At 60.1% G+C, this 16,577-nt stretch carries 13 protein-coding genes; 8 read left to right on the top strand and 5 right to left on the bottom strand.

Features of this window, described 5'->3' with window-relative positions:
• Positions 1-171: 171 nt before the first annotated feature.
• Genes dnaQ through IOD17_RS10710 form a run of 3 tightly spaced genes read right to left on the bottom strand, consistent with a single transcriptional unit; the run spans position 172 to position 2,157 of the window.
• Complete coding sequence (gene dnaQ / locus IOD17_RS10700) at positions 172-915, bottom strand: DNA polymerase III subunit epsilon (RefSeq protein ID WP_233685079.1); 744 nt, start codon at positions 913-915, stop codon at positions 172-174.
• On the bottom strand, positions 908-1,360 hold the full coding sequence (gene rnhA / locus IOD17_RS10705) for a ribonuclease HI (protein ID WP_233685080.1): 453 nt from the start codon (positions 1,358-1,360) through the stop codon (positions 908-910). The genes dnaQ and rnhA overlap by 8 nt, the downstream gene beginning before the upstream one ends.
• A 35-nt stretch (positions 1,361-1,395) precedes the next feature.
• Positions 1,396-2,157, bottom strand: a complete 762-nt coding sequence (locus IOD17_RS10710; RefSeq protein ID WP_233685081.1) for a class I SAM-dependent methyltransferase — start codon at positions 2,155-2,157, stop codon at positions 1,396-1,398.
• A gap of 74 nt (positions 2,158-2,231) precedes the next feature.
• On the opposite strand from IOD17_RS10710, the gene gloB reads away from it, so the two are divergent.
• Together gloB and IOD17_RS10720 are read left to right on the top strand one after the other, a co-directional pair.
• The gene (gene gloB, locus IOD17_RS10715; protein WP_233685082.1) at positions 2,232-3,005 is read left to right on the top strand and encodes a hydroxyacylglutathione hydrolase; all 774 of its coding nucleotides are present in this window, start codon (positions 2,232-2,234) and stop codon (positions 3,003-3,005) included.
• Between the two features lie 98 nt (positions 3,006-3,103).
• Complete coding sequence (locus IOD17_RS10720; RefSeq protein WP_233685083.1) at positions 3,104-4,672, top strand: lytic transglycosylase domain-containing protein; 1,569 nt, start codon at positions 3,104-3,106, stop codon at positions 4,670-4,672.
• Here IOD17_RS10720 and IOD17_RS10725 read toward each other — a convergent pair whose 3' ends face one another.
• The gene (locus IOD17_RS10725) at positions 4,673-6,097 is read right to left on the bottom strand and encodes an HDOD domain-containing protein (protein ID WP_233685084.1); all 1,425 of its coding nucleotides are present in this window, start codon (positions 6,095-6,097) and stop codon (positions 4,673-4,675) included.
• Between the two features lie 166 nt (positions 6,098-6,263).
• On the opposite strand from IOD17_RS10725, the gene IOD17_RS10730 reads away from it, so the two are divergent.
• From IOD17_RS10730 to fabI, 6 genes are read left to right on the top strand one after another with little or no spacing between them, the layout of a single operon-like run.
• Positions 6,264-8,093 (top strand): extracellular solute-binding protein, encoded by a 1,830-nt coding sequence (locus tag IOD17_RS10730; protein WP_233685221.1) that lies wholly within the window; start codon positions 6,264-6,266, stop codon positions 8,091-8,093.
• Entirely contained in the window at positions 8,090-9,955 is a 1,866-nt protein-coding gene (locus tag IOD17_RS10735) for an extracellular solute-binding protein (protein ID WP_233685085.1), read from the top strand. Before IOD17_RS10730 ends, IOD17_RS10735 begins: the two co-directional genes overlap by 4 nt.
• Before the next feature lies 1 nt (position 9,956).
• The gene (locus IOD17_RS10740; RefSeq protein WP_233685086.1) at positions 9,957-11,030 is read left to right on the top strand and encodes a microcin C ABC transporter permease YejB; all 1,074 of its coding nucleotides are present in this window, start codon (positions 9,957-9,959) and stop codon (positions 11,028-11,030) included.
• A 1-nt stretch (position 11,031) separates the two neighbouring features.
• Complete coding sequence (locus tag IOD17_RS10745) at positions 11,032-12,051, top strand: ABC transporter permease (RefSeq protein ID WP_233685087.1); 1,020 nt, start codon at positions 11,032-11,034, stop codon at positions 12,049-12,051.
• A gap of 1 nt (position 12,052) precedes the next feature.
• Complete coding sequence (locus IOD17_RS10750) at positions 12,053-13,660, top strand: ABC transporter ATP-binding protein (protein ID WP_233685088.1); 1,608 nt, start codon at positions 12,053-12,055, stop codon at positions 13,658-13,660.
• A gap of 30 nt (positions 13,661-13,690) precedes the next feature.
• Positions 13,691-14,485, top strand: coding sequence for an enoyl-ACP reductase FabI (gene fabI / locus IOD17_RS10755; protein WP_233685089.1), 795 nt, complete (start codon positions 13,691-13,693; stop codon positions 14,483-14,485).
• 115 nt (positions 14,486-14,600) lie between these two features.
• Here fabI and IOD17_RS10760 read toward each other — a convergent pair whose 3' ends face one another.
• The gene (locus tag IOD17_RS10760) at positions 14,601-16,478 is read right to left on the bottom strand and encodes a SurA N-terminal domain-containing protein (RefSeq protein ID WP_233685090.1); all 1,878 of its coding nucleotides are present in this window, start codon (positions 16,476-16,478) and stop codon (positions 14,601-14,603) included.
• Positions 16,479-16,577 lie beyond the last annotated feature (99 nt).

The following is a 16,577-nucleotide window of genomic DNA, read 5'->3' on the forward strand; positions in this document are numbered from 1 at the left end:
GGCGTCCCTGAAGAATGGCAGGTCATAGCCTGCCTATCACCTCAGGGTAGAGGCTGGCCCCGCTGGGCGGAACCCCCTCTGCGTGACGCTGTACGAAAAGGTCGCGAGTGGATAACTCAGCGGTCGCGGTTGCCGTTCACCGATTAGCCAGCGGCAACCGCCAGACTCCGATCAGGCCTCGGCCTTGGGCTGTTCCAGCTGCACCCAAAGCGGCGGCGCACCTGCCGACTTCTCGATAATCGCCAGGCGTGCCAGATGGGCATCCAGTTCTTCACCACTGGCCCGAATCACCCGTGTCATGGCCCGACCAGCGGGCAGACGGCGAATCGCGCTGGGCTGCTGACGACCATTGCTGTCACCTTCCGAGCCGTCACCGGCCAGGGAGAGGTTGGTCTGCCCGCCGGTCATGGTCAGGTAGACGTCGGCGAGAATCTCGGCATCGAGCAAGGCGCCGTGCAGGTCACGGCCGGAGTTGTCGACACCATAGCGTTTGCACAGCGCATCGAGGTTGTTGCGCTGCCCCGGGTGGCGCTCGCGGGCCATCATCAGGGTGTCGAGAATCGAGCAGTGCTCGCTGATGTCGGCGCGCTCATCCTGCTTGATCAGGGCGAATTCGTTGTTGATAAAGCCAACGTCGAACGCCGCGTTGTGAATGATCAGCTGCGCACCCTTGATGAACTCGAAGAACTCATCGGCCACATCCTTGAAGCGTGGTTTGTCCTTGACGAACTCGTTGGTGATGCCGTGGACCGCAATCGCGCCTTCGTCGATCTCACGGTCCGGCTGCAGGTAGACGTGAAAGTGCCGCCCGGTCAGGCGTCGCCCCATCAGCTCAACACAACCGATCTCGATGATCCGGTGACCATCGGTCACCGGCATACCGGTGGTTTCAGTATCCAGCACCACACTACGCATGCTTCTGCCCTCTCACTTCTTCAACACCGCGATTGGCCAACTGGTCGGCGCGTTCATTACCCGGATGACCGGTATGGCCGCGCACCCACTGCCAGGTGACATCATGGCGATTGACCTGCTCGTCCAGCGCCTGCCACAAGTCGGCATTTTTCACCGGTTCCTTGGCGGCAGTCTTCCAACCGCGTTTTTTCCAGTTCGGCATCCATTCCTGGATGCCTTTCATTACATATTGCGAGTCGGTGATCAAACGCACCGAACAGGGACGAGTCAGGGCAATCAGGGCACAGATCGCCGCCATCAGCTCCATGCGGTTATTGGTCGTGTTGGGCTCGCCACCCCACAGCTCCTTTTCTACGCCTCGGCAAACCAGCAAGGCACCCCAGCCACCCACGCCAGGATTGCCCTTGCAGGCACCGTCGGTGTAGATCTCGACCTGTTCACTCATGTATCTGCAATCTCTCGCTCAATTATCAGCCAATGCTATTTCTGCGGTGTTTCACGCCGACTGACCTTGGCCACCGGCATCGGCAGTAACTTGCCCACCGGTTGCCGGCTGGGCGGGCGCAATGGCCGTAAGCCCACCACCAATTTACGCGCCACCAGCACATAAAAACCGCCACCGGGTGGCTGCCAGCTCGCGCCAATGCGCTCCAGCGCAGCCAGGCGCGCCTGCCAGGCCGGCGCAGAAAGCGGCGGACGATAGCACCCGAAGCGGCGTTTCTCCAGCGCGAAACCCAGTAGGTGCAACCAGTCGCAAACCCGACTGGGCGCAATACAACGCGCCTGGCGCAAGGCATCGCGGGCGAACAGATGACGCATACCCCAGGTGCTGAGCGGATTGATCCCGACAATCAGCAGATGACCGCCCGGACGCACGCTACGCGCCGCCTCACGCAGCAACCCGTGGGGCGACAGGCTGAAATCCAGACCATGCTGCAACACCACTACATCGGCGGCATGTTCGGTGAGCGGCCAGGATTGCTCTTCACAGACGATTTCCACACCTTTGAATGGCGCCCCCAGGCGCACACTGCGCTGGATCTGCCGGGCATCCGGCGGCGTATCGGCGGCGGGCCCGTAATGCACCAGGTAACCACCAAAGAAACGCGCCAACTCCTCCTCAAGCAACTGCCTCTCCTGCTCCAGCAGCAACTGCCCGAGCGGCCCGGCCAGCCAGGTGCGCGCGGCACCAATCAGATCGAGCCATTCACTGTCGGCATGGGCAAAAGGGTGATCGGACATAAGCATTACCTACGTAGCCAGCACCGTTAATGCCCCCTAAGATGCACCTTTGTGCCCTGCTTAGCGACCGAACGATGATAAAAATCGACGCACTGCCTGCATTCTCCGACAACTATATATGGCTGCTGCAAGACCCTGAGCGGCGCCACTGCGCGGTTGTCGACCCCGGTGATGCTGCCCCGGTCGAAGCCTGGCTGGCGGCCAACCCCGGCTGGCAGTTGAGCGACATTCTGATCACCCACCACCACTTCGACCATGTGGGCGGGATCGAGCGCCTCAAGGCCACCACCGGCGCACGGGTGCTGGGCCCAGCCAACGAGAAGGTCCCAGGTCGTGATCTGGCGCTGCACGACGGCGACCAGGCCGACGTACTGGGCCAGCGATTCGATATATATGAAGTTCCCGGGCATACCCTGGGGCATATCGTCTATATCCAGCCCGAGCAGCATTGGCTGTTTTGTGGCGACACGCTGTTTGCTGGCGGTTGTGGTCGCCTGTTCGAGGGCAGCCCCGAGCAGATGCATCACTCGCTCAGCCGCCTGGCAGCGCTTCCCGAACAGACTCAGGTGTTCTGCACCCATGAGTACACCCTGAGCAACCTGCGCTTTGCCGCCGCTGTTGAACCAGAAAACCAGCAGATCAAGCAGCGCCAGGAACAAGTTGGACAATGGCGCGAGGCTGGACAGATCAGCCTGCCATCCTCTATTGCTCTGGAGCGTGCCACCAACCCGTTCCTGCGCAGTAGCGAACCGGCAGTCAGTGCCATGATTGCCGAACGCGATGGCCCGGCCAGCCGTTCGCCGGCGCAGGTGTTCGCCGCATTGCGTGCCTGGAAGGATCATTTCTAAACCACGACAACCACACAAAAGACTGGTTAAAACTTGACCAGGGGCAGGCTGGTTCCTAGAATCGCCCGACCTTTTCGCCGGGAAGTACACCGCCGCCAATGCCTCTATCACCACGCAAGACCTTGAATTTAAAGGCATTGGCACAAAGCGCTCAGACGCTTGTGGTGATCATGTGCGTAACCCTGGCCGGTTGCCAGACCAGCAACCAGTACCGCCCTGACAGCGGCCGCGACACCGACCGCGCGGTCGGTCTTGAGCAAGAGCCGGAATGGCTCAGCAGCAACGTGGCCCCAGCCCCTGAAGAGCCTAAAGATATTTGGGAGCGAGTGCGCAACGGCTATCAGTTGCAGGACAGCATCACCCTCAATCCGCGTATCGAGCAGCAACGCCTGTGGTTCGTCGGTAATCCCTCGTTTATCGAGAAAGCCGGCGAACGCAGCAGCCCCTACATTCACTTCATCGTCGAGCGCCTGGAACAGCGCAATATGCCAATGGAGCTGGCCCTGTTGCCGATGATCGAAAGCTCGTACAACCCGCTGGCTTACTCCCACGCACACGCCGTCGGGCTGTGGCAATTCATTCCGTCCACCGGACGCAACTTTAACCTGCGTCAGACCAACTGGTACGACGGCCGCCGCGATGTGATGGCCTCCACCGATGCCGCCATCAGCTACCTGACCCGCCTCAAGGAAATGTTCAACGGTGACTGGCTGCTCGCCCTGGCCGCCTACAACGCCGGCGAAGGCCGGGTCAGCCGGGCGATTGAGCGCAACCAGAAACTCGGCCTGCCAGCCGACTACTGGAACCTTTCACTGCCGACCGAAACCCAGAACTACGTGCCCAAGCTGCTGGCTCTGTCTCAGGTGATCATGACCCCGCAGGCCTATGGCGTCAGCCTCAGCCCCATCGCCAACGAACCCTACTTCGAGAAGGTCGAGTTCAAGCAGCGCATGGATCTGGCCCGCGTCGCCGCGATGGCCGATCTGGATGAAGACGAGCTGTACCTGCTCAACCCGGCGTTCAAGAAAGGCATTACCCTCGACGGCCCGCAGCACCTGCTGGTACCGACCGACAAGGCTGAGCTGCTGACTGCCAACCTGTCGCTGATGAAGCCCCAGGAGCTGGTGAACTGGCAGCAGTACCGCGTCCGCTCGGGCGACAGCTTGCACAGCATCGCCAACCGGCATCAGTTGACGGTGAACACCCTGCGTGACATCAACAAACTCTCCAGCAACAACCTGCGCATCGGCCAGGTGCTGAGCATCCCCACTCAGCCCGGTGTAACACCGCGTGAACCGCTGTTTCAGCGCAGCATGGCGCAGAATCAGCCCGTACGTAACTACCGGGTAAAAAACGGCGACAACCTCTGGCAGATCGCCAAGAACCACAAGGTTGCAGTCAAAGATGTGCAGCGCTGGAACAAGCTGTCAGGCAGTAGCCTGCGCGTCGGTCAGGTGCTGACCATGCAGGCCGGCCAAGCAGCCTCGGGCGGCAGCGGCGGCGCACCACGGCAAAGTGCAACCTACTACAAGGTGCGTCAGGGCGACTCGCTGTACCTGATTGCCAAGCGCTTCAAGGTACCGATGAAAAGCCTGCAGAGCTGGAACCCGAAAGCCGGCAAGGCCCTCAAGCCCGGCCAAACCATCACTCTGTACAGCGTCAACTGATCAGCCACGCTTGCTCATCGCCTCCAGGCAACGCCCGGTCAGCTGGGTAAAACGCTGAAAGGCGACAAACTGCTCATGCTTCAGCGCCCGCCCGGACCCCCGGCTGTCGGCATACAGCAAGCCAATTTCCCGCGTTCCCGCCAACAGTGGCGCAATAAAGAACATGCCCTGCCCCAGGCGCTGACGAATCGGCTGGGTGACCAGTTCATTGAGGTTGTAGCTGGCCGGCACCCCCATCCATAGCGCCTCTTTATTACGCAGGGCATAGCTGAAGATATGTGGCTGCGCGGTTTGCTCAACCGGCAGGATAAAGTCATGCGCCCACCCGGCTGTGCCCTCGCCGATCACCCGCTTGCAGCGAAAACAGCTTTGCCCATCGGCCAACACCACCAACATGATGCGCTCAAGCCCGGCGCCCTGATGCAAACCCTTGAACAGCGTATCGAGTACCAACCCCAGGTCGGCACGCTTTGAAACCATCAGCCCAAGGTCCTGCAAGGCTTGCTGCAGGGTCAGCAGGTTAGGCTGGAGCAAACGCGCCTTGCGCTGCTCCTGTTGCAAGCGAATCTGCTCTGGATCGGTATTGGGAATCAGCTTGCACAACTGACTGGCGCCGAACGTGGCCGCCATCTTTACCGTCTCATCGGCACTGGCCAGCACCTGCTGCATGGCTTCCTGCGGTGTCACTCCGATAAAACTGGCCAGTTGCCCGACCAGGCTTTCCATGGTGGCTGAGTCCCAGCCTTCGAGCGCCGCCTGGCTGATCTTCGCACCAAGCGTCACGGCTTTGACGGCCGGATCATGCTGGCTGCTCGCCTGCAGCGCCAGACTCACGGTGTCGCCGAGGTTCCAGCTTTTCACCAAAGCCAGACTCATCTGCCGAAAACTGGTGCCGAGCAGATCCATCACCACATCATCGGCATCGATACCTGGTTGCGCCAGGGCGCTGGCCAGTTCATCAGCCGTTTCCCCGGCGCACCCCCAGAACGCCAGCTCGCCAACGTTATGCAGCAAAGCGGCGATAAACACCTCCTCATCGCTTCGCGAGAGCACGTAACCGGCGATGTTGCGCGCCTGTACGGCGGCATGAAAGGACTGCGCAAGCAATTCGGCGAGCTGCTCACGGGAGCTGCGAGCCAATAGACCGTCGATCAGGCTCACCGACAGACCGATCTGCCGCACGTTGTCGAAACCGATCAGCACAATGGCCCGGGAGATGGTGCGGATAGGCTCCTGGGAAGGGTTGTAATACACGCTGTTACCAATGCGGAGTACCTTGGTGGTCAGGGCAGCATCACGTAACAGCACATCGGCCAGCTGCTGGACCGACGACTTGTGCCCCAGGGTCAGACGGTGCAGATCCTGCACCACCGCGGCCAGGGCGGGTAATTCGGCTTGGTTGAAGCGATCAATCCATGACTGCAAACCATGGCAGGCTGTAACCAAAATGATGCCCTCGCAGTGGATAGCTTGAGTGTAGTCAAAGTGCCGCCATCGGCAGCCGTCGAAGGACCCTTTTTCCAGCCGATACAAGCTGTTAATGTGCCTGACCAGCAGCCCACAAGACGCCACGGATCGGATATTTCACTTGATACGTCCCCTCCTCTCGCTGTTCCTCTGCCTGGCCATCAGCTCATCTGCCTGGGCGACCCTGTATAAAAGTCACGGTTACGCCCAGTTTGGCGAGCTGAAGTACCCCGCCAGCTTTACCCATTTCGCCTGGGTCAACCCGGAAGCGCCTAAAGGCGGCACGCTGCGGATGATGGCCAACGGTACCTTCGACACACTCAACCCTTACACTTTCAAGGGCAGCAGCCCAATCAGCACCGCCAACTTTCTGCAATACGGGGTCAACGAGCTGAATGCACCGCTGATGGTCGGCACCGGTGCCTACGACCCCTCCGGTGACGAACCGGCTTCCAGCTATGGCCTGATCGCCGAGTCCGTGGAATACAGCGATGACCGCAGCTGGGTGGTGTACAACCTGCGTCCCGAAGCCCGCTTCCACGATGGCAAACCGATCACCGCCTATGACGTGGCCTTCTCCTACCGCCTGCTGCTCAAGGAAGGTCACCCGCAGTACCGCACCAACCTGCAGGAAGTAAAACGGGTCGATATCCTCAACCGTCACAGCATCCGCTTTGTGCTCAAGCGCTCTGGTAACTCGCTATTGATCCTGCGCCTGGGCGAACTGCCGGTGCTGCCACAGCATTACTGGAAGGACCGCGACTTCAAGGCCACCACCTATGAACCGCCACTGGGCAGCGGCCCCTATCGCATTACCCAGGTCAGCCCCGGACGCAGCCTGCGCTTTGAGCGGGTCAAGGACTGGTGGGGCGCCAAGCTGCCGGTCAACCGTGGCAAATACAATTTCGACCGGGTCGATGTGGAGTTCTACCGCGACAGCCATGTGGCTTTCGAGGCCTTCAAGGCGGGCGAGTTCGATATCTACATCGAACAACAGGCGAAAAACTGGACCAACGGCTATCGCTTCCCGGCACTCAGCCGTGGTGAAGTGATCCGTGCCGAAATTCCGCACAAGATTCCTACCCAGACCCAGGCGCTGTTTATGAACACTCGCCGTGAAGCGTTTGCTGACCGTCAGGTACGCGAAGCACTGGGCCTGATGTTCGACTTCGAATGGGCCAACCGCGCGCTGTTCAACAGTTCCTACACCCGCGCCCAGAGCTACTACCCCAACAGCGAATTCGCCGCCAGCGGTAAACCGGAAGGTGCCGAATGGCTGCTGCTGTCGCCCTACCGTAAGCAGTTACAGGCACGCCTGTTCAGTGAACCCTTCAGCGTGCCGCAGACCGATGGCCGCGGCATCCCGCGGGAAACCTTGCGCCGCGCCCTGGGTCTACTCGCCGATGCCGGCTGGAAACCCTCCGGCCAACGCCTGTTGAACAGTCAGGGCAAGCCCCTGACATTCGAGATCCTGCTGGTCAACCCGAACCTTGAGCGCATTCTTCAGCCATTTACCGAGAACCTGGCCAGCATTGGCATTCAAGCCCGACTGCGCACTGTCGATCGCGCCCAGTACAAACAGCGCCTCGACCAATACGATTTCGACATGATTCTGGTCACCCTGCCGCAGACCCTGAGCCCTGGCTTGGAACAGTCGCTGTATTTCCACTCCTCGCAAGCCAAGGTCAAAGGCAGCAGGAACTATGCCGGGATTACTCACCCGGTGGTCGATGCCTTGATCGAAAAACTGCTGTCGGCGCAGACCCGTGACGAGCAGGTGGCTGCCACCCGCGCCCTTGACCGGGTACTGTTGTGGCAGCACTACAGCATCCCGAACTGGTATATCGATTACCACCGCCTGGCTTACCGCAACCGATTTGCCTTCGTCACCACGCCGCCCTACACCCTGGGCCTGCGCACCTGGTGGCTGAAATCCATGGAGAACGCTGAATGACCCATGCAGTGCGCGCCCTGATTATTCGCTTCAGCAGCCTTGCTCTGCTTGGTGTTGCCAGCCTGGCCCTGGCCGGCCCCAAGCACGCACAGACCCTGTATGACGAGCCGCCGAAATACCCGGCGAACTTCAAACACTTCGAGTACGTCAACCCGGATGCGCCCAAAGGCGGAACCCTGCGCCAGGCAGCATTTGGCAGCTTCGACAGCCTCAACCCCTTTATCAACAAGGGCGTAGCCGCCGATGATATCGGCATGATCTACGACACCCTGACCCGCCATGGCCTGGATGAGCCCTTTACCGAATACGGCCTGCTCGCGGAAAAAATCGAGAAAGCCCCGGACAACGCCTGGGTACGTTTCTATCTGCGCCCCGAAGCGCGCTTTCATGATGGCCAGCCGGTCACCGCCGAGGACGTCAAATTCACCTTCGACACCCTGATGAGTAAAGGCGCACCGATGTACCGCGGCTACTACGCCGATGTCGACCGAGTTGAAATCGAAACCCCGCAGCGCGTGCGTTTTGTCTTCAAGCAGGCCGGTAACCGTGAGCTGCCGCTGATCGTCGGGCAATTGCCAGTGCTGCCAAAACACTGGTGGGCTGAACGCGACTTCAGCAAGGGTAACCTCGATGTGCCATTGGGCAGCGGCCCATACAAGGTGGCAAATGTGCAGGCCGGTCGCTCGATACGCTACGAGCGGGTCAAGGACTGGTGGGGCAAAGACCTGCCGGTCAATCGCGGTTTTTACAACTTCGACACCCTGCAAATTGACTACTACCGCGACAACACCGTCGCCCTCGAAGCACTCAAGGCCGGGCAGTTCGATTACTGGTTGGAAATCAGCGCAAAGAACTGGGCCACCGCCTACAACGTACCGGCCGTGGCCAATGGCCAATTGATCAAGGAAGAGATCGCCAACCACAACCCTACTGGCATGCAGGGCTTTATCTTCAACACCCGCCGCGCACTGTTCAGTGACCGCCGTGTGCGTGAGGCTCTGGGCCTGCTGTTCGATTTCGAATGGGCCAATCGCCAGCTGTTCAACGGCGCCTACACCCGTACCCACAGCTACTTCGACAACTCCGAACTGGCTGCAAGCGGCCTGCCCTCCGCAGACGAACTGAAGCTGCTGGAGCCCTTGCGTGCGCAGATTCCGCCGCAGGTATTTACCGATGAATATCAGCCCTCCGTCACCGACGGCAGCGGCATCATTCGCGAGCAGCAGCGCCGTGCCTATCAGCTGCTGCAGGAAGCCGGCTGGCGCATTGATGGCGACAAGATGCTCGACAGCACAGGCAAGCCGGTCAGCTTCGAATTCCTCCTGGCGCAAACCGAGTTCGAACGCATTCTCTTGCCGTTCAAGCGCAACCTGGCCGATCTGGGCATTGAGTTAGTGATCCGCCGTGTCGATGTATCCCAATACGTCAACCGCCTGCGCTCACGTGACTTCGACCTGATCGTCGGCGGCTTCGGCCAGTCCAACTCCCCTGGTAACGAGCAACGCGAATACTGGCATTCCAGCAGTGCCGATAACCCCGGCAGCCGTAACTTTATTGGTTTGAAAGACCCAGCCGTGGATAAGCTGGTCGAAGGCCTGATCAATGCCGACTCACGCCAGAGCCTGATCACCCATACCCGCGCCCTCGACCGCGTACTGCTGTGGGGCCATTACGTGGTGCCCAACTGGCATATCAAAACCTGGCGCGTGGCCTACTGGAACCGCTTCGAGCACCCCAAGGTCAGCCCGAAATATGACATAGGCCTGCACACCTGGTGGGCCCGCGACCTCCCCTATAAAGAAGCACCTGAAACCGCTGCCGACGCAGCCGCCGCTCAGCCCACCGTAGACGTGGAGCCATAACATGCTGGCGTATATATTTCGTCGGCTGCTGCTGATCATCCCCACGCTATTCGGCATTCTGCTGATCAACTTCATCATCATCCAGGCGGCCCCCGGCGGCCCGGTCGAACAGATGATCGCCAAACTGGAAGGCTTTGACGGCGCCACCAGCCGGATTGCCGGCGGCGGTGCCGAAGTCTCCGTGGCCGGCTCCAACTACCGCGGCGCCCAGGGTCTGGACCCCGAGCTAGTGGCGGAAATCGAGCGCATGTACGGATTCGATAAATCCGCTCCGGAACGCTTCTGGCTGATGCTCAAGAGCTACGCGCAACTGGACTTCGGTTCGAGCTTCTTTCGCGATGCCGAGGTCATCGACCTGATCATCGAGAAGATGCCCGTGTCGATCTCCCTGGGGCTGTGGAGCACGCTGATCATGTACCTGGTGTCGATTCCGCTGGGCATCGCCAAGGCCACTCGCCACGGCAGCGCCTTCGACGTCTGGACCAGCTCGGCAATCATCATCGGTTATGCCATCCCCGCCTTCCTCTTCGCCATCCTGCTGATCGTACTGTTCGCCGGCGGCAGCTACTGGGACTGGTTCCCGCTGCGCGGGCTGACCTCAAACAATTTCGACGAGCTGAGCTTTACCGGCAAGCTGCTCGACTATTTCTGGCACCTGGCCCTGCCCGTCACCGCCCTGGTGATCGGTAACTTCGCCACCCTGACGCTGCTGACCAAGAACAGCTTTCTCGATGAGATCAACAAGCAGTACGTGATCACTGCCAGGGCCAAGGGCCTGAGTAATAACCGCGTGCTCTATGGCCATGTGTTCCGCAACGCCATGCTGATCATCATCGCCGGCTTCCCGGCAGCCTTTATCGGCATCTTCTTTACCGGCTCCTTGCTGATCGAGGTGATCTTCTCCCTCGATGGCCTCGGTCTGATGAGTTTCGAGGCCGCCATCAACCGCGATTATCCGGTGGTGTTCGGCACCCTGTTTATCTTTACCTTGCTGGGCCTGGTGGTGAAATTGATCGGTGACATTACCTACACCCTGGTCGATCCACGTATCGACTTCGAAAGCCGGGAGGGTTGAGATGAAACTGTCGCCAATCAATCAACGCCGCTTCCAGCTGTTCAAGGCACACAAACGCGGCTGGTGGTCGCTGTGGGTGTTCCTCGCCCTGTTCTTCGTCACCCTCGGCGCCGAGCTGATCGCCAATGACAAACCATTGGTGGTGGGCTACGACAACCAGCTGTATTTCCCGGTATTCAAGCGCTACCCGGAAACTACCTTCGGCGGCGAATTCCCGCTGCAAGCCAACTACAAGAGCCCGTATATCCAGGAGCTGATCAAGGAAAAGGACGGCTGGATGATCTGGCCGCCGATCCGCTACAGCTACTCCAGCATCAATTACGAGCTGCAGGTGCCTGCCCCGGCACCGCCCTCGGCGGAAAACCTGCTCGGCACCGATGACCAGGGCCGCGATGTATTGGCGCGGGTGATTTACGGTTTCCGTATTTCCGTGTTGTTTGCCCTGATCCTGACCCTCGCCAGTTCGGTAATCGGTGTGTTTGCCGGCGCCCTGCAGGGCTTCTATGGCGGCTGGGTCGACCTGGCTGGGCAACGCTTTCTAGAAATCTGGTCGGGTCTGCCGGTGCTCTATCTGCTGATCATCCTCGCCAGCTTCGTGCAGCCGAACTTCTGGTGGCTGCTGGGCATCATGCTGCTGTTTTCCTGGATGAGCCTGGTGGATGTGGTGCGCGCCGAGTTCCTGCGTGGGCGCAACCTGGAATACGTGCGCGCGGCCCGTGCACTGGGCATGCAGAACGGCTCGATCATGTTCCGCCACATCCTGCCCAACGCGATGATTTCCACCATGACCTTTATGCCGTTTATCCTCACCGGCGCGATCGGCACCCTCACCGCGCTGGATTTCCTCGGCTTCGGCCTGCCGCCCGGTGCGCCGTCACTCGGTGAGCTGGTGGCGCAAGGCAAATCCAATCTGCAGGCGCCCTGGCTCGGTATCAGCGCCTTTGCCGTACTGGCCCTGATGCTCAGCCTGCTGGTGTTTATCGGCGAAGCGGCACGCGATGCCTTCGACCCGAGGAAATAAGATGACCGACTCCAACACCCTCATCGAAGTCCGCGACCTGGCGGTCGAGTTCGTCACCGGTAGCCTCAAGCAACGCGTGCTGGAAAGTGTCAGTTTCGATATCAAGCGCGGCGAAACCCTGGCCCTGGTGGGCGAAAGCGGCTCCGGCAAATCAGTCACCGCGCACTCCATCCTGCGCCTGCTGCCCTACCCGCTGGCCCAACACCCCAGCGGCAGTATTCACTACGCCGGGCAAGACCTGCTCAAACTGAACGAGAACAAACTGCGCGGCATTCGCGGCAACCGCATCGCCATGGTCTTTCAGGAACCCATGACCTCGCTGAACCCGCTGCATAGCATTGAGAAGCAGATCAACGAGGTGTTGGCTCTGCACAAAGGCCTGCGCGGCAAGGCGGCTACGGCACGCACTCTGGAGCTGCTGGAGCTGGTCGGCATTCCCGAACCGCGCAAGCGCCTCAAGGCCTACCCACATGAGCTCTCAGGCGGGCAACGCCAGCGCGTGGTGATCGCCATGGCCCTTGCCAATGAGCCAGAACTGCTGATTGCCGACGAGCCCACCACCGCGCTGGACGTTACCGTGCAGCTGAAGATCCTTGAGCTGCTCAAGGACCTGCAGGCGCGCCTGGGTATGGCCATCCTGCTAATCAGCCACGATCTCAACCTGGTGCGACGCATTGCCCACCGGGTGTGCGTGATGCAGCGCGGGCATATCGTCGAACAGGCCGCCTGCGAAACATTGTTTAAAGCCCCACAACATCCTTACACCCGTGAACTGCTGGGCGCCGAGCCCACGGGCGGCCCGGTCGATCAGCCACCTGGCAAACCCATGCTGGAAATCGACAACCTGCGCGTCTGGTTCCCGATCAAAAAGGGTCTGCTGCGCCGCACGGTCGATCACGTCAAAGCCGTGGACGGTATCAACTTCAACCTGCCACAAGGGCATACCCTGGGCATCGTCGGTGAAAGCGGCTCAGGCAAATCCACCCTCGGCCTGGCGATTCTGCGTCTGCTTGGCAGTCAAGGCAGCATCCGCTTTCAGGGCCAGGCCATCGACCAGCTCTCGCAGCATGACGTGCGCCCACTGCGCCGACAGATGCAGGTGGTGTTTCAGGACCCGTTCGGCAGCCTCAGCCCACGCATGTCGGTGGGTCAGATCATTGGCGAAGGCCTGCAGATCCACCGCATGGGCAGCGAGGCCGAGCAGGAACAGGCGATTATCGACGCCTTGGTGGAAGTGGGCCTGGACCCAGAAACCCGGCACCGCTACCCACACGAGTTTTCCGGCGGCCAGCGCCAACGCATCGCCATCGCCCGCGCCCTGGTACTCAAGCCCGCGCTGATCCTGCTGGATGAGCCGACCTCGGCCCTCGACCGCACCGTGCAGCGCCAGGTAGTCGAGTTGCTGCGTTCGCTGCAGGCCAAATACAACCTCACCTACCTGTTTATCAGCCACGATCTGGCCGTGGTCAGGGCGCTGAGCCATCAAGTGATGGTGGTCAAGCAAGGCAAGGTGGTCGAACAGGGACCGGCGGCACGTGTCTTTGCCGCGCCACAGGACATCTATACACAGCAGTTGCTGGAAGCAGCCTTTATGGCCCCAGCTGGCTAATTCTTGTAGACAGGAAGAGGAACTACATCCATGGGTTTTCTAAGCGGCAAGCGCGTACTGATCGTTGGCGTCGCCAGCAAACTGTCCATCGCCTCCGGTATCGCAGCAGCCATGCACCGTGAAGGTGCCGAACTGGCCTTCACCTATCAGAACGAAAAGCTCAAGGGTCGCGTCGAAGAGTTCGCCGCAGGCTGGGGCTCGAATGCAGACCTGTGCTTCCCCTGCGATGTGGCCAACGATGCGGAAATCGCCTCGGTATTCGAAGCCCTGAGCAAGAAGTGGGACGGCCTGGATTGCATCGTTCACTCCGTAGGTTTCGCTCCGGGTGACCAGCTGGACGGCGACTTCACCGAGGTCACCACCCGTGAAGGCTTCCGTATCGCTCACGACATCAGCGCCTACAGCTTCGTCGCCCTGGCCAAAGCGGGCCGCGAGATGATGAAAGGCCGCAATGGCAGCCTGCTCACCCTCTCCTACCTGGGTGCCGAGCGCACCATGCCCAACTACAACGTCATGGGCATGGCCAAGGCCAGCCTGGAAGCCGGTGTACGCTACCTGGCAGGCAGCCTCGGCCCGGAAGGCACGCGTGTCAACGCCATCTCCGCTGGCCCGATCCGCACCCTGGCGGCATCCGGCATCAAGAGTTTCCGTAAGATGCTCGCCGCCAACGAGAAGCAGACCCCGCTGCGTCGCAACGTGACCATCGAAGAAGTCGGCAACGCCGGCGCCTTCCTCTGCTCGGACCTGGCTTCGGGCGTTAGCGGCGAGATCATGTACGTCGACGGCGGCTTCAACACCACCGCCATGGGCGCCATGGAAGAGTGAGTGTGACTGCGCGGGGAGATCAGTTCTTCCTGCGCCATGTAGCGTTGCTGCCACGGATGGCAGGCATAAAAAAGGCCGCTTGAATAAGCGGCCTTTTTATATTCATCAGTATCGATCAGAAGCGCTCGATATCTGCCTTCTCTTCCAGCTGCTTACGGAACGCAGCAAAGTCCTGCTGACCGGCCCGCGAAGCCAGGAAGCGGCCATACATAGCCTTGTCTTCTTCCGACAGTGCCTGCTCGGGTTGGCTCACACCATTGAGGCGGATGATCACAAAATCACCGTTACTCAGGCTGATACCCGCAAAGCTCGGCTTGTCGGCTGCTTCAGGCTTAGGCATGCGGAACAGCGCCTGCAGCACAGCCGGCTCAACACCTTCCTGGCTGCGAGTGGCCGCTTCAACAACTGTCCAGCCCTGCTTGGCATCGGCCTGGCTAACCGGTGTCTGGCCATCACGCAGAGCAGCCAGCTGCTCCTCGCCTTTGGCCTTGACCGCCTCGCTTGCACGCACCTTGGTCAGCTGGGCCCGAATGCTGTCAGCAACCTGCTCCAAGGGCAGTTGCTCCGGCTTGTTGTGCTCTTTGACACGCACCACCACCGCAGTATTCGGATCCAGTTCGATCACACTGCTGTTGCTGCCGTCTTCCAGAACTTCATCACTGAAGGCGGCCTGAATCACCTGACGGTTGGCAGATACACCTTCGCTGCCACCCTGACGGCCAAACGGCTCAGTGGTCTTGACCTGCAAACCCAGCTCCTGCGCCGGCTGGCTCAAATCAGACGCTTCAAATGCCGCATCTTCCAGGTCCTTGGAGACCTCAACAAAGCGCTGCTCAACCTGACGCGCCTTGAGATCGCGCTGCAGTTTCTCTTCCAGGCTGGCGAAGCTCGGCACTTCCGGCGCCTGCACGCCCAGCAGTTTGATCAAGTGCCAGCCGAACTCACTGCGCACAGGTGCCGATACAGCGTTTTCACTCAGCGCATAGAGTGCTTCTTCGAAGGCTGGGTCATACACGCCCGGGCCGGCAAAGCCCAGGTCACCGCCATCGCCGGCTGAACCTGAGTCATCGGAAAATTCCTTGGCCAGCACGGCGAAATCTTCACCCTGCTCCAAGCGTTTCTGCACTTCGACCAACTTGGCTTTGGCCTGCTCATCATTCAGTGTGTCGTTCACTTCAACCAGGATATGGGCTGCACGACGCTGCTCGGCAAGGTTGGCGATTTCACTCTGATAAGCGCTTTGCAGCGCCTCATCGGTGACTTCCACCTGGTCGAAGAAGGCGTCCTTCTTCAGCTCGACATATTCCAGCACAACCTGCTCAGGGCTCATGAACTCGCTAGCTTGAGCATCGTAATAGGCTTTGATGTCGTCATCGCTGAGCGTGACGGCATCCAGATCAGCCTTGAGCGTCAGCGTGGCGAAATCGCGGGTCTGCTTTTCCAGCGCGGCAAAAGCCTGCACCTGGGCATCAGTGACAAAACCACTGTTGGCCAGGCCAGCACGCAGCTGACCGATGAGCATTTCCTGCTCAAGCATCTGGCGGAACTGCAAGCGGCTGTAGCCGAGCTGACGAATCACCTGATCGAAACGCTCAGCATTGAACTGGCCGTCTACAAGAAACTCCGGCGTTCTCAGAATCACCTGGTCCAAGGCCTGCTGCGAGAAGGCGAACTTGGCGTCCTTGGCACTATCAAGCAGCAAGGTACGCTCGATCAGGCCGTTCAGGGCCGCCTCGCGCAGCAGTTTTTCGTCCAGCAGGGAAGCATCGAAGTCACGCCCCAACTGCTGCAGCAACTGCCGACGCTGCATTTCCACAGCCTGGCTGAGCTCGACGGAAGTAATCTTCTCGCCATTTACCTCAGCAGCATTCTGGCTGTTACTGGTGCCAGTAAAAATCGCATCGACACCGGTCAGCGCGAGCAACGCAACGATGATGCCGATAATGGTTTTGGCAATCCAACCCTGTGAATTGTCCCTGATGTTCTGCAGCATGCTTCCCCCAGAACGGCTGTACAAAAAAAGCAGCCGCGCAGCGTGGGTAAAATCCGGATAGAAGAAAGGCGCATCAGTGGATGCGCCTTCTCGTAACTA

Origin of the sequence: Pseudomonas anguilliseptica, from assembly GCF_021375795.1 — a bacterium.
Taxonomy (GTDB): domain Bacteria; phylum Pseudomonadota; class Gammaproteobacteria; order Pseudomonadales; family Pseudomonadaceae; genus Aquipseudomonas; species Aquipseudomonas anguilliseptica_A.